This window comes from Streptococcus sp. 9903 (assembly GCF_013276625.1).
GTDB lineage: Bacteria > Bacillota > Bacilli > Lactobacillales > Streptococcaceae > Streptococcus.
The window spans coordinates 44707-59296 of record NZ_VMLI01000008.1; the positions used below are offsets into that span (position 1 = coordinate 44707).

Below are 14590 nucleotides of genomic sequence, written 5' to 3' on the forward strand. Positions count from 1 at the left end.
AGACATGAAAGTAATAGATCAATTTAAAAATAAGAAAGTCCTTGTTTTAGGTTTGGCCAAGTCTGGTGAATCTGCAGCTCGTTTGTTGGACAAGCTAGGTGCCATTGTGACGGTAAATGATGGGAAGCCTTTTGAGGACAATCCAGCTGCCCAAAGTTTGTTGGAAGAAGGAATCAAGGTTATCACAGGTGGCCATCCTTTGGAACTTTTGGATGAAGAGTTTGCCCTTATGGTGAAAAATCCAGGTATTCCCTACAGCAATCCCATGATTGAAAAGGCTTTGGCCAAAGGTATCCCTGTTTTGACTGAGGTGGAATTGGCTTACTTGATTTCAGAAGCGCCCATTATCGGTATCACAGGTTCAAATGGAAAAACGACCACAACGACTATGATTGGGGACGTTTTGACTGCTGCTGGGCAACATGGTCTTTTATCAGGAAATATCGGCTATCCTGCCAGTCAGGTTGCTCAAACAGCGACAGACAAGGACACTCTTGTTATGGAACTTTCTTCTTTCCAACTCATGGGCGTTCAAGAATTCCATCCTGAGATTGCGGTTATTACCAACCTCATGCCAACTCATATCGACTACCACGGTTCTTTTGAGGAATATGTAGCAGCCAAGTGGAATATCCAGAACAAGATGACAGCAGCTGATTTCCTTGTTTTGAACTTTAACCAAGACTTGGCAAAAGAATTGGCAAGAAAAACACAAGCTACAGTTGTACCATTCTCAACACTTGAAAAGGTTGATGGAGCTTATTTGGAAGATGGTCAACTCTACTTCCGTGGGGAAGTGGTCATGGCAGCGAATGAAATCGGAGTTCCAGGTAGTCACAATGTGGAAAATGCCCTTGCGACTATTGCTGTAGCTAAGCTTCGTGGTGTAGATAACCAGATCATCAAAGAAACTCTTTCAGCCTTTGGTGGTGTCAAACACCGTCTCCAATTTGTGGATGAAATCAAGGGTGTCAAATTCTATAATGATAGTAAATCAACCAATATCTTGGCTACCCAAAAAGCCTTGTCAGGATTTGACAACAGCAAGGTCATCTTGATTGCAGGTGGTTTGGACCGTGGCAATGAGTTTGACGAATTGGTTCCAGACATTACTGGACTCAAGAAGATGGTCATTCTCGGTCAGTCTGCAGAACGTGTTAAACGGGCAGCAGACAAGGCTGGTGTGGCATATGTGGATGCGACTGACATTGCAGATGCGACCCGCAAATCCTATGAACTTGCGACTCAAGGAGATGTGGTTCTTCTCAGTCCTGCCAATGCCAGCTGGGATATGTATGCTAACTTTGAAGTACGTGGCGACCTCTTTATCGACACAGTAGCGGAGTTAAATGAATAATATGAAAAAAATTGTCTTTACAGGTGGGGGGACGGTGGGACACGTTACTCTCAACCTTTTGTTGATGCCCAAGTTCATCGAAGATGGATGGGAAGTCCACTATATCGGAGATAAACGTGGCATCGAACACCAAGAAATCCTCAAGTCGGGTCTAGATGTCACCTTCCATTCCATTGCGACTGGGAAATTGCGTCGTTATTTCTCTTGGCAAAATATGCTGGATATCTTTAAAGTTGGGTGGGGAATTGTCCAATCGCTCTTTATCATGTTACGAATTCGTCCACAGGCTCTTTTTTCAAAGGGGGGCTTTGTCTCAGTACCGCCTGTTATCGCTGCGCGTGTGTCAGGAGTGCCTGTCTTTATTCACGAATCTGACCTGTCTATGGGCTTGGCCAATAAAATCGCTTATAAATTTGCGACCAAGATGTATTCAACCTTTGAGCAAGCTTCAAGTTTGTCTAAGGTTGAGCATGTGGGAGCAGTGACCAAGGTTTCAGACCAAAAAAATCCAGAACCAGATGAATTGGTGGATATCCAAACCCACTTTAATCAAAAATTGCCAACTGTATTGTTTGTCGGTGGTTCTGCAGGCGCTCGTGTCTTTAACCAATTGGTGACAGACCATAAGAAAGAGCTGACAGAGCGCTACAATATTATCAATCTAACTGGAGATTCTAGCCTGAACGAGTTGAGCCAAAATCTTTTTCGTGTTGACTATGTGACCAATCTCTATCAACCTTTGATGGAATTGGCTGATATTGTTGTGACACGAGGTGGTGCCAATACGATTTTTGAGCTCTTGGCCATGGCAAAATTGCATGTTATTGTGCCGCTTGGTCGTGAAGCTAGTCGTGGAGACCAGATTGAGAACGCAGCTTACTTTGTTAAGAAAGGCTATGCAGAAGAGCTTCAAGAAAGTGATTTGACCTTGGATAGTTTGGAAGAGAAGCTGTCTCACTTACTAAGCCACAAGGAAGACTACCAAGCTAAGATGAAGGCTTCTAAGGAATTGAAATCTCTAGCAGATTTTTATCAATTGTTGAAAAAAGATTTATCATAAGGAAAGTAAATGTCAAAAGATAAGAAAAATGAGGGCAAAGAAATCCTCGAAGAATTTAAAGAGTTATCAGAATGGCAGAAACGAAACCAAGAATATCTAAAAAAGAAGGCTGAAGAAGAGGCGGCTCTAGCTGAGGAGAAAGAAAAGGAAAGACAAGCTCGAATGGGAGAAAAATCCGAGAAGTCAGAGGACAAGGAGGGCTCGGAGAGTGAAGCGGACCCAGAAGATGAAGAATCAGCTAAGGAAAAGTCTGAAGAAAAAGTAGAAGCCCCAGAGGGTGACAAAAAGGAAGAAGAGATAGAAGAATCAGGGTCTAAAGAGAAGGAGGAACAGGATAAAAATCTTGCTAAAAAGGCTCCAAAGGAAAAAGCAGCCAAAGCAAAGATTCCTGGCCTCCATATCTTGCGAGCTCTAACGATTTTATTTCCAAGTCTGCTTTTATTGATTGTCTCTGCCTACCTACTAAGTCCTTATGCGACCATGAAGGATATCCGTGTTGAGGGAACGATGCACACTACGGCTGATGATATCCGACAGGCTTCAGGCATTCAGGATTCGGATTATACGATTAACCTTCTGCTAGACAAGGCAAAATATGAAGAGCGGATCAAGTCTAATTATTGGGTTGAATCAGCTCAACTTGTCTATCAATTTCCAACCAAGTTTACTATCAAGGTTAAAGAATACGATATTGTGGCCTACTATGTTTCTGGTGAAAATCATTATCCTATTCTTTCCAGCGGTCAGCTTGAGACTAGTTCTGTGAGCTTGGTCAGTTTGCCAGAAACTTATATATCAGTTCTCTTTAATGATAGCGAACAAATCAAGGCTTTTGTCTCAGAACTTGCTCAAATTAGCCCAGAACTCAAGGCAGCTATCCAAAAGGTGGAACTAGCTCCCAGCAAGGTGACTTCCGATTTAATTCGATTGACCATGAATGATTCGGACGAAGTCTTGGTTCCCTTGTCTGAAATGAGCAAGAAATTGCCTTATTACAGCAAGATTAAGCCACAATTGTCAGAACCGAGTGTGATTGACATGGAAGCTGGAATTTACAGCTACACTGTAGCGGATAAATTAATTATGGAAGCTGAGGAAAAGGCCAAACAAGAGGCTAAGGAAGCCGAGAAAAAACAGGAAGAAGAACGTAAACGTTTAGAAGAAGAACAGAAAAAACAAGAGGAAGAGAGCAATCGAAACCAAACGACCCAGCGCTCATCGCGTCGCTAGGTTTACCTTTTCTTTCATAGCTCTTTAGTTGCCATGTTTTTACTTGACAAGTGCTAGTAGAAATAATAGAATAGTAAAAAACCTTTAAAGCAGTCCAGAGAGGCAGCTAAGGTTAGACGGTGAAAGGGTGGAGACTACCCATTTTTCGTGGAACCTTGCTGTTGGCAGGTTCCTTTTTTCGTGGCTTCTTGTGGCCAGACTCTCTCACTAGCAAAGGTAAAAGGAGAAACCTATGCGAGAACATCGTCCAGTCATTGCTCTTGATTTTCCTAGTTTTGAGGCGGTCAAGGAATTTTTAGCTCTTTTCCCAGCAGAAGAAAGCCTTTATCTCAAGGTAGGGATGGAGCTTTATTACGCAACGGGTCCTGAGATTGTATCTTACTTGAAAGGTCTGGGTCATAGTGTCTTTTTGGATCTCAAGCTTCATGACATTCCCAATACAGTCAAGTCAGCTATGAAGGTCTTGTCTCAGCTTGGTGTGGATATGACCAATGTTCATGCTGCTGGCGGTGTAGAGATGATGAAGGCTGCGCGTGAAGGTCTTGGAAGTCAAGCAAAATTGATAGCTGTAACGCAGCTCACATCAACGTCAGAAGCCCAGATGCAGGAGTTTCAAAATATCCAAACCAGTCTGCAAGAGTCTGTCATTCATTATGCTAAGAAGACAGCTGAAGCGGGATTAGATGGTGTCGTTTGCTCGGCTCAGGAAGTGGAAGTCATCAAGCAGGCTACCAATCCAGATTTTATCTGTCTGACACCAGGGATTCGTCCAGCTGGTGTTGCAGTTGGAGATCAAAAACGAGTCATGACACCTGCTAATGCCTATCAAATCGGTAGTGACTATATCGTAGTGGGACGTCCCATTACCCAAGCTGAGGATCCTGTTGCAGCTTATCATGCCATCAAGGATGAATGGACACAGGACTGGAATTAAAGAATAGATTATAAAAATAAAAGGAGAATACCATGACACTTGCTAAAGATATCGCTAGCCACCTCTTGAAAATTCAAGCCGTTTACCTCAAACCAGAGGAGCCTTTCACTTGGGCATCTGGTATCAAGTCGCCGATTTACACAGATAACCGTGTAAGTCTTGCCTATCCAGAAACTCGTACCCTAATTGAAAATGGCTTTGTGGAAGCTATCAAAGAAGCCTTTCCAGAGGTAGAAGTCATTGCAGGAACTGCAACAGCAGGGATTCCACACGGAGCTATTATTGCTGACAAGATGAATCTGCCATTTGCCTACATCCGTAGCAAACCAAAAGACCACGGTGCTGGTAATCAAATCGAAGGTCGCATAGCTCAAGGTCAAAAAATGGTAGTAGTTGAAGACCTTATTTCAACAGGTGGTTCTGTTCTTGAAGCAGTAGCAGCAGCCAAGCGAGAAGGAGCAGATGTACTTGGAGTTGTAGCGATTTTTAGTTACCAATTGCCAAAAGCAGATCAGAACTTCTCAGATGCAGGTGTCAAACTTGTGACGCTTTCTAACTACAGTGAACTCATCCATCTAGCCCAAGAAGAAGGCTATATCACACCAGAAGGACTCGATCTTCTAAAACGCTTTAAAGAAGACCAAGAAACTTGGCAAGAGGTGTAAAAAATCAAAAGACTAAAAGGTTAAAAATTATACTATTCTGTCATATCAGGTATATGGATGACAAGATTCAAGTTGTTAATGTTTTTTACGTCAATTGTTTCAGTTTTAGATTTGCTTAGCTTGCTCTTATATAAAAAGTAGCACACGTCATGAAAGTTACAAGGATTAAAGTATAATCCATAAACATGGTCAGATTTCCTTTTCTGAGATTTTGGAATTTCTTGCTTATCCCAGTCTTTTCAGTGATTTTAGCGCCAAGTTCTTTTTAGTTTTGAAAGATTATCCGTGAATTTCTTGGTTATTTATGATAAAATGGGAGTATCGCAAAAAATGACTCATCGTATTCAATTTTGAGTAAAACTAGGAGGATCCCATGTCTACAGAACATATGGAAGAACTAAATGACCAGCAGATCGTTCGCCGTGAAAAAATGGCTGCGCTCCGTGAACAAGGAATCGATCCCTTTGGAAAACGCTTTGAACGTACTGCAAATTCACAAGAATTAAAAGATAAATTTGCTGACCTCGATAAAGAACAATTACATGATAAAAACGAAACAGCTACTATCGCAGGACGCTTGGTAACCAAACGTGGTAAAGGTAAAGTAGGTTTTGCCCACCTTCAAGACCGTGAAGGTCAAATCCAGATCTACGTTCGTAAGGATGCTGTCGGTGAAGAAAACTACGAAATCTTCAAAAAAGCAGACCTTGGTGACTTCCTTGGTGTCGAAGGTGAAGTGATGCGTACGGATATGGGAGAACTCTCTATCAAGGCTACTCACATCACACACTTGTCTAAGGCTCTTCGTCCTCTACCAGAGAAATTCCATGGTTTGACAGACGTTGAAACAATTTACCGTAAACGTTACCTTGACTTGATTTCTAACCGTGAAAGCTTTGAACGCTTTGTCACTCGTTCAAAAATCATCTCTGAAATCCGTCGTTACCTTGACCAAAAAGGTTTCCTTGAAGTGGAAACACCTGTTCTTCATAACGAAGCCGGTGGTGCTTCTGCCCGTCCATTTATCACCCACCACAATGCCCAAAACATTGACATGGTACTTCGTATCGCGACTGAGCTTCACTTGAAACGCCTTATCGTGGGTGGTATGGAACGCGTCTATGAAATTGGCCGTATCTTCCGTAACGAAGGAATGGATGCTACTCACAACCCTGAATTTACTTCTATCGAAGTTTACCAAGCTTATGCAGACTTCCAAGACATCATGGACTTGACGGAAGGCATTATCCAACATGCTGCTAAAGCTGTTAAAGGTGATGGTCCAGTCAACTATCAAGGTACTGAAATCAAGATCAACGAACCATTTAAACGTGTTCACATGGTGGATGCTATCAAAGAAATTACTGGTGTCGATTTCTGGCAAGACATGACTTTGGAAGAAGCTAAAGCTATCGCTGCTGAGAAGAAAGTTCCAGTTGAGAAACACTACACTGAAGTTGGTCACATCATCAATGCCTTCTTTGAAGAGTTTGTTGAAGAAACCTTGATCCAACCAACCTTTGTCTATGGACATCCAGTAGCTGTATCTCCACTCGCGAAGAAAAATCCTGAAGACCAACGCTTTACTGACCGTTTCGAGCTCTTCATCATGACTAAGGAGTACGGTAATGCCTTTACTGAGCTCAACGACCCAATCGACCAACTTAGCCGTTTTGAAGCCCAAGCTAAAGCCAAAGAACTTGGTGATGATGAAGCGACAGGAATCGACTATGACTACATCGAGGCTCTTGAATACGGTATGCCACCAACAGGTGGTTTGGGAATCGGTATCGACCGTCTCTGCATGCTCCTCACTGATACAACTACTATCCGTGATATATTGCTCTTCCCAACAATGAAATAAGCTCTTATCCTCTGGTACTTGCCAGGGGATTTTTTTGATGCAAAAAGAGACTGAATTTAAGGAGAAAATGAAGTATAGTGTATTGAAGTTGAAATAGTACACTTTGATTTCTAAGACATTGTTAGAAATTGGTTTAAATTCCCTAATCAATTTGCGCATGTTTTATTTCATTTTACGATAGTACGCTGAAACTTTTCAAAAAGTACTAGAAATTGACTTGGACTCCCCAATTGATTTGTTCAGATTCACTATAAATAAAAAATTAATAAGAGGGATAGGAAGTTAGCGTCAACTAGGATAGTATCTTGCTTAAACAGTATTATGGGACTGATATAAGTCCATAGGCTCTATTAGAGGATGTTCTGGTGTCTTATTCACTTGTTTTTTATAGCATTAGTAGATAGAATCAGCAAATAAAAAAGTAGTTCAAATGCCTGGCAGCAAAAAATCTCAACGATTCACTTAATATAGACTAAAGTTTAGAGTTTAAGGAAAGTAGGGATAGTATATTGTATGAAAAAATAAGATGGTTTTTAAGCAAAACTCTTGAAAATGATTGAAAAAAGAGTTATTATAGTTGTATAGTAAAAAGCAAACGCTTACTTAATCAAGGAGGACAGTTTATGTCATACAAAACAAGCAATGCAGAAGGTCATGTAGATTTCATCAATACCTATGATTTGGAGCCCATGGCGCAAAAAGTGATCCCTAAAGCAGCCTTTGGTTATATCGCCAGTGGAGCAGAGGATACTTTTACTTTACGGGAGAACATCCGTGCTTTTAACCACAAACTCATCGTTCCGCATACGCTTTGCAATGTAGAAAATCCAAGTACAGAGATTGAATTTGCAGGTGAAAAACTGTCTTCACCAATCATTATGGCGCCTGTTGCGGCTCATAAATTAGCTAATGAACAGGGTGAAGTGGCGACTGCGCGTGGTGTGCATGAGTTTGGTTCTCTTTATACAACTAGCTCATACTCTACTGTTGACCTTCCAGAGATTTCTGAAGCCCTTCAAGGGACACCTCACTGGTTCCAATTTTACTTTAGTAAGGATGACGGTATCAACCGCCATATCATGGACCGTGTGAAGGCTGAAGGTTATAAAGCGATTGTCTTGACGGCAGATGCTACTGTAGGGGGTAATCGTGAAGTGGATAAGCGTAATGGTTTTGTCTTCCCAGTTGGCATGCCGATTGTTGAAGAATACCTGCCAGAAGGTGCTGGTAAATCAATGGACTTTGTTTACAAATCAGCTAAACAACGCTTGTCTCCACGTGATGTAGAATTTATCGCTGAATACTCAGGACTTCCTGTGTATGTCAAGGGACCACAATGCCGTGAGGACGTTGAACGTTCGCTTGCTGCAGGAGCTTCTGGTATCTGGGTAACCAACCACGGTGGTCGTCAAATCGACGGTGGACCAGCTGCATTTGATTCACTTCAAGAAGTAGCAGAAGCAGTCGACAAACGCGTACCAATTGTCTTTGACTCAGGTGTTCGTCGTGGTCAACATGTCTTTAAAGCCTTGGCTTCAGGAGCAGACTTGGTAGCTATTGGTCGCCCTGTTATCTATGGCTTGGCTCTCGGCGGTAGTGTTGGTGTGCGTCAAGTCTTTGAACACTTGAATGCGGAATTGAAGACAGTTATGCAGTTGTCTGGAACTCAGACCATTGAAGATGTCAAACATTTCAAACTCCGTCACAACCCATACAACCCAACCTTCCCAGTTGACCCACGTGACTTAAAATTGTATTGATAAAAGAGATTGCCTCCACTGAATGTGGAGGTTTTTCTTCGTGTATTGGAAGAATAAATCACCATTAAAAACAATATAAATATATTTTCTAATCAAATATCTTGCTAGGGCTTTCATTTTTTGCTATACTGGTGCAGTAATTAAATAATAAAGACATTTGGGGTGCTTTAGGCTGAGATGATACCCATTGAACCTGATACAGTTAAGACTGTCGAAGGGAAATGTGAAACGTTTTTTCGTATGTCGAAATGAACGGTCTAATCTTGTAAGCTAAACTCTAATTCTTGATTGTAATTGGAGTTTTTTTGTTTATATAAGCTGGATGAAGGTGATACAAAGCATTTAGGTAGCTCTTCTTGAACGCCCTTGATTTTCTTTAAAAAGGTCAAGTAAAACTAGGATTTTCTTGGTGTTTTGTTGATTACGAACGAGTAAAAGGAGGAAAAATAAATATGGAAACACAGGTTTATGCATTTCAGCCAGGTTTGATTGTTGGAGAATTATTAAAAAATAGTCAGAAGGATTGGCAGGCTGCAATCAATCATCGTTTTGTCAAGGAACTTTTTACGGGGACAATTGAGAATAAGGTCTTAAAGGATTACTTGATTCAAGATTATCACTTCTTTGATGCCTTCTTATCCATGCTAGGTGCTTGCGTAGCCCACGCAGACCAGCTTGAATCCAAGCTCCGTTTTGCCAAGCAACTAGGCTTTCTTGAAGCAGATGAAGATGGTTATTTCCAAAAGGCTTTCAAAGACTTAAAAGTATCTGAGAATGACTATCTGGAAGTGACCTTGCACCCTGTAACAAAAGCCTTTCAGGATCTGATGTATTCGGCAGTGGCTTCATCAGACTATGCCCATCTTTTGGTCATGCTGGTCATTGCAGAAGGACTCTATTTAGACTGGGGTTCTAAAGATTTGGCTCTACCTGAAGCCTACATTCATTCGGAATGGATCAATCTCCACAGAGGTCCTTTCTTTGCAGAGTGGGTTCAATTTCTGGTTGACGAACTCAATCGTGTCGGAAAAGGTCGAGAAGATTTGACAGAACTTCAGCAACGCTGGAATCAAGCGGTCGCTTTAGAATTAGCCTTTTTTGATATTGGTTATGATGCCTAGAGAAAGTTCAGGATACTGACAAATTTGACGAGGTAAATCATTCAATGTAACTGAAAAAAATTCTCAACTAAAGATAGAGATAAATCGAAATCAATAGATCGTATAAAGTGAAAAGAAAGGAATTCAATATGACAAGTTTAAAATTATTAAAAGAAAAAGCACCTTTGGTCATTTGCATAACCAATGATGTAGTAAAAAATTTCACAGCAAATGGATTAGTAGCACTGGGTGCCTCACCAGCTATGAGCGAGTACCCAGCAGACTTAGAAGATTTATTAAAATATGCTGGAGGATTATTGATTAACATTGGGACTTTAACGGATGATAATTGGAAATTATACCAAGCTGCTCTGAAAATTGCAGAGAAATATAATGTCCCAGCAGTTTTAGATCCTGTAGCCTGTGGAGCAGGAGAATATAGAAAAAAAGTAGCAGATGATTTAATCAACAATTACAAACTAGCTGCGATTAGGGGGAATGCTGGAGAGATTGCTTCTTTAGTAGGTATAAATGTGGCATCTAAAGGAGTAGATAGTGCTGGTGTGGATAATATTGATGAGATTGCTCTAGCAGCCAACGCTAAGTTTCATATTCCAATAGTAGTGACTGGAGAAGTTGATGCGATTGCTGTTAATGGAGAAGTGGTAACGATTCATAATGGTAGTGCCATGATGCCAAAAGTCATTGGGACAGGATGTTTATTAGGGGCAGTGGTAGCAAGCTTTATCGGACTAGAAAAAGGTCAAGAATTGAAATCATTAGAAACAGCAATGTTGGTTTACAATATCGCTGGAGAAATGGCAGAAAAACGTCCAAATGGACATCTTCCTGGAACATTTAAAGTTGAATTTATGAATGCCTTATACGAGATTTCAGATGAAGATGTAAAGGAATTCAAAAGAGTGAAGTAAAATGTTTCATAAAGAATTACTAAAACTATATTTTATTTGTGGAACGACTACTTGCCAAGGAAAAGATCTATATAGAGTCGTTGAGGAAGCCTTAAAAGGTGGTATAACCTTATTTCAATTTCGTGAAAAAGGGGAGGGAGCCTTAGAAGGTAAAGAAAAAGTCGAATTAGCAATTAAACTACAGGATCTTTGTAAAAAATACAATGTTCCATTTATCGTTAATGATGATATTGAGTTAGCATTGGAAATAGATGCTGATGGCGTACATGTAGGACAAGATGACCTTGGAGTTGATGAAATTAGAAAATTGATGCCAGATAAAATAATTGGTCTTTCTATAAAAAATGAGGAAGAATTTCAACAATCAAAAGTTGAATATGTAGATTATGTCGGTGTTGGTCCTGTATTTGATACCCAGTCAAAGGATGATGCTGGTGGTGCTATAGGTTATGAAGGTCTTAAATTGATAAGAAAACTATTGCCACAAATGCCCTTAGTTGCAATTGGTGGGATACAGACGCAACATATTAAAGACATTATACAGACCAATATAGATGGTGTTTCAATCATTTCAGCAATATCGTATGCAAAAAATATAGAAAAAACTGTTCGAGAAATGAGTGAACAATAGGTATCAATCTATCCTTGGATTCTGAGTAGGATTTTCCTTTTTTAAAAAGCTATGTTCAGATTCAGCTTGAATGGCTAATTCATCAAACAGGTCATTTGTTTTTTGCAAAAGAAAGATCTGCTGTATTTATGAGTGCAAGGCTGTATTTCCAGTTCAATTTCTTGAACTAGTATAAAATGTGTGTTATAATAATCACATAATTAAATAATAAAGACATTTGGGGTGCTTTAGGCTGAGATGATACCCATTGAACCTGATACAGTTAATACTGGCGAAGGGAAATGTGAAATGTTTTTTTCGTATGTCGAAAAGAACGGTCTAATCTTGTAAGCTGAACTCTAATTCGTATCTGTAATTAGAGTTTTTTCTTTTACGAAACTGGATGAAGGTGATATAAATCCTTTTGGTAGCTCACCTTGAGTGCCCCAATTTTCTTTAAAAAAAGGAGTTTTTTATGTTGAAAAAATGGCAGTTAAAAGATGTTATTTTGCTTGCTTTCTTGTCTATCTTTTTTGGTGGCGTTTTCGTTGGTTCAGGATATGTGTATAATATTCTCAGCCTACTCTTAACACCTCTTGGTTTACAGGCTTTTGCCAATGAAATCCTCTTTGGACTCTGGTGTATGGCTGCGCCCATTGCTGCCATCTTTGTTCCGAGAGTCGGAAGTGCAACGATTGGAGAAGTGCTAGCTGCGCTTGCTGAAGTCCTTTATGGTAGCCAATTCGGTCTAGGTGCCCTTTTGTCTGGCTTGGTTCAAGGTTTGGGAAGTGAACTTGGTTTTATCGTAACCAAGAATCGCTATGAAAGTTGGCTCTCTCTAACTGTTAGTAGTATTGGGATTACGCTTGTTAGCTTTGTCTATGAATACATTAAGTTAGGTTACTACGCCTTCTCTCTTCCTTTTGTCCTTTCCTTGCTTGTGGTGCGTTTTATTTCTGTTTATTTCTTCTGTACCATTTTGGTTCGTGCCATTGTCAAACTCTATCATCAGTTTGCAACTGGAGGAAAGGCATAGATGGGGCTGGAATTACGGGAGATTCAGGCCCCAATTTTTTCGGAACCGCTTGATTTTACTTTTCATGAGCAAGCTTTTACCTTGTTAGTTGGGAGTAGTGGGTCTGGAAAATCGAGCCTCTTTCAAGTTATTGCCCAAGTTAGTTCTCTTCCCTATAGCGGTCAAGTCCTGATAGATGAGAGCGAGGTCAGTCAGCTTTCTATCATCGAACGTGTCCAAACGGTTGGTATTCTCTTTCAAAATCCCAATCATCAATTTACCATGGAGAACTTGTTTGAGGAGCTGATTTTTACCTTGGAGAATATCGGCTATCCCGTTCAGGAAATTGATTCTAAAATAGCAGAGGTTGTCCAGCAATGTCGTTGCAAGGACATCTTGCACCGTCCCATCCATCACTTATCAGGTGGAGAAAAGCAAAAGGCTGCTTTGGCTGTTCTCTTTGCTATGAATCCTAGGGTCTATCTATTAGATGAGCCCTTTGCTTCCATTGATCGCAAGAGTAGGATAGAGATATTGGAGATTCTAAAAGAGTTGGTCTCTAATGGGAAGACAGTTATTTTGTGCGACCATGATTTATCTGATTATGAAGCCTATATCGACCATATGGTGGGGCTAAGAGTTGGACAACTAAGGGAAGTGTTTCAAATCCCTGCCTCTGAAATGACACAGGCTGTTTCAAAGGAGGTTGCTTCTAGCCCAGAACTATTCCATATGGATCGAACGACTTGTGAGCTTGGTAACCGCCCCCTCTTTTCGATTGCTGATTTCACATTTTACCAAGGAATTTCCTGTATTTTGGGTGACAATGGTGTCGGGAAATCAACCCTCTTTCGGTCTATTCTTCAATTTCAAAAGTATAAGGGGCGCATTACCTGGAGGGGGACAGTCCTGAAAAAGAAAAAGAGTTTGTATCGTGACCTGACGGGTGTTGTTCAGGAAGCTGAGAAACAGTTTATCCGAGTCAGTCTGCGAGAAGAGCTTCAATTAGATGGACCTGATTCTGAAAGAAATCAACGAATTTTCCAAGCTTTACGATATTTTGATCTGGAGCAGGCTCTTGATAAGAGTCCCTATCAATTAAGTGGTGGTCAGCAAAAAATTCTTCAGCTCTTGACCATCTTGACCAGTAAGGCTTCAGTGATCTTGCTAGATGAACCTTTTGCAGGTTTGGATGATAGAGCTTGCCATTATTTTTGCAAGTGGATTGTGGAGGAGAGAAATCAAGGAAGAAGTTTTCTGATCATTAGCCATCGTTTAGATCCCTTGATCTCTGTGGTTGATTATTGGATTGAGATGACTAGTCAGGGTCTTCGTCATGTGAAATCAGTGACAATTACCAAACCACTTACGTCTCAGAGTAGCAATATCCAAGGGGAGGTGAGATAGTATGGTCAAAGTAGCAACCCAGACACCGATTATCAGTCTCTTCTTGCTGATTTTATCCTTGGAAACATCTTTCATTCCTTCGATTGCTCTGAATCTTTCGGTAGTCGCATTCTGTATTCTCTTTATGCTCTATTACCGTCGATTTAAAGTATTGGCTTGGATGATTCTGCTCGCCATTTTGCCATCCTTTGCCAACTACTGGGCAGTTCAGTTACATGGAGATGCTTCGCAGGCAGTCATGCTTGGAACGAGGGCCTTTGTGACCGTTTGTATTGGTCTTGTTTTTGTTTCCTCTATTTCCCTAAAAGAGCTTCTCTTGTACTTGGCCCAAAAGGGGTTATCACGCTCTTGGGCCTATGCCTTGATTGTGGTATTTAATTCCTTCCCCCTCATTCAGCAAGAAATCAAGTCCCTAAAAGAAGCTTGCCTATTACGTGGTCAAGAACTGCATTTTTGGTCGCCCTTGATTTACAGCAAGGTTCTGATGACAGTCTTTAGGTGGCGCCATCTTTACCTGAGAGCCCTGTCGGCGCATGGATATGACGAACATGCACAGTTGAAGAATAGCTATCGGACTTTTTATATTCCTAAAAAAACAAAATTAATCTACCTGCTTTTCTTTTTATTGCTTCAAACCAGTCTATTTTTATAAAGGA

At 40.7% G+C, this 14590-nt stretch carries 13 protein-coding genes and 2 riboswitches; all 13 genes read left to right on the forward strand.

Annotated elements, in window-relative coordinates; all coding sequences use genetic code 11:
- Nucleotides 1-4 precede the first annotated feature (4 nt).
- A complete protein-coding gene (gene murD, locus HT696_RS04115; RefSeq protein WP_173283071.1) occupies nt 5-1357 on the forward strand; it encodes a UDP-N-acetylmuramoyl-L-alanine--D-glutamate ligase in 1353 nt (450 codons plus the stop codon).
- 1 nt (nt 1358) lies between these two features.
- Nucleotides 1359-2417, forward strand: coding sequence for a UDP-N-acetylglucosamine--N-acetylmuramyl-(pentapeptide) pyrophosphoryl-undecaprenol N-acetylglucosamine transferase (locus HT696_RS04120; protein ID WP_173217780.1), 1059 nt, complete (start codon nt 1359-1361; stop codon nt 2415-2417).
- 9 nt (nt 2418-2426) lie between these two features.
- A complete protein-coding gene (locus tag HT696_RS04125) occupies nt 2427-3647 on the forward strand; it encodes a cell division protein FtsQ/DivIB (RefSeq protein ID WP_173217697.1) in 1221 nt (406 codons plus the stop codon).
- Between the two features lie 232 nt (nt 3648-3879).
- On the forward strand, nt 3880-4581 hold the full coding sequence (gene pyrF / locus HT696_RS04130; RefSeq protein WP_173217695.1) for an orotidine-5'-phosphate decarboxylase: 702 nt from the start codon (nt 3880-3882) through the stop codon (nt 4579-4581).
- 32 nt (nt 4582-4613) lie between these two features.
- Entirely contained in the window at nt 4614-5246 is a 633-nt protein-coding gene (gene pyrE / locus HT696_RS04135) for an orotate phosphoribosyltransferase (RefSeq protein WP_173217693.1), read from the forward strand.
- Nucleotides 5247-5619: 373 nt separating this feature from the next.
- Nucleotides 5620-7110 carry a lysine--tRNA ligase gene (gene lysS / locus HT696_RS04140; RefSeq protein WP_173283361.1) on the forward strand — a complete coding sequence of 497 codons (1491 nt, stop codon included), beginning with the start codon at nt 5620-5622 and terminating at the stop codon, nt 7108-7110.
- Between the two features lie 623 nt (nt 7111-7733).
- A complete protein-coding gene (lctO, locus tag HT696_RS04145; protein ID WP_088791092.1) occupies nt 7734-8870 on the forward strand; it encodes an L-lactate oxidase in 1137 nt (378 codons plus the stop codon).
- 148 nt (nt 8871-9018) lie between these two features.
- A riboswitch (TPP riboswitch) is annotated at nt 9019-9107 on the forward strand.
- A gap of 215 nt (nt 9108-9322) precedes the next feature.
- Nucleotides 9323-9991 carry a TenA family protein gene (locus HT696_RS04150; protein WP_173217691.1) on the forward strand — a complete coding sequence of 223 codons (669 nt, stop codon included), beginning with the start codon at nt 9323-9325 and terminating at the stop codon, nt 9989-9991.
- Nucleotides 9992-10119: 128 nt separating this feature from the next.
- Entirely contained in the window at nt 10120-10902 is a 783-nt protein-coding gene (gene thiM, locus HT696_RS04155; RefSeq protein WP_050262178.1) for a hydroxyethylthiazole kinase, read from the forward strand.
- A gap of 1 nt (nt 10903) precedes the next feature.
- Complete coding sequence (thiE, locus tag HT696_RS04160) at nt 10904-11533, forward strand: thiamine phosphate synthase (protein ID WP_173217690.1); 630 nt, start codon at nt 10904-10906, stop codon at nt 11531-11533.
- A 208-nt stretch (nt 11534-11741) separates the two neighbouring features.
- Nucleotides 11742-11830, forward strand: a riboswitch (TPP riboswitch).
- 157 nt (nt 11831-11987) lie between these two features.
- On the forward strand, nt 11988-12548 hold the full coding sequence (locus HT696_RS04165) for an ECF transporter S component (protein WP_173283072.1): 561 nt from the start codon (nt 11988-11990) through the stop codon (nt 12546-12548).
- Nucleotides 12549-13934 carry an ABC transporter ATP-binding protein gene (locus HT696_RS04170; protein WP_173217686.1) on the forward strand — a complete coding sequence of 462 codons (1386 nt, stop codon included), beginning with the start codon at nt 12549-12551 and terminating at the stop codon, nt 13932-13934.
- A gap of 1 nt (nt 13935) precedes the next feature.
- On the forward strand, nt 13936-14586 hold the full coding sequence (locus tag HT696_RS04175; RefSeq protein WP_173217684.1) for an energy-coupling factor transporter transmembrane component T: 651 nt from the start codon (nt 13936-13938) through the stop codon (nt 14584-14586).
- The last annotated feature ends 4 nt before the right edge of the window (nt 14587-14590 follow it).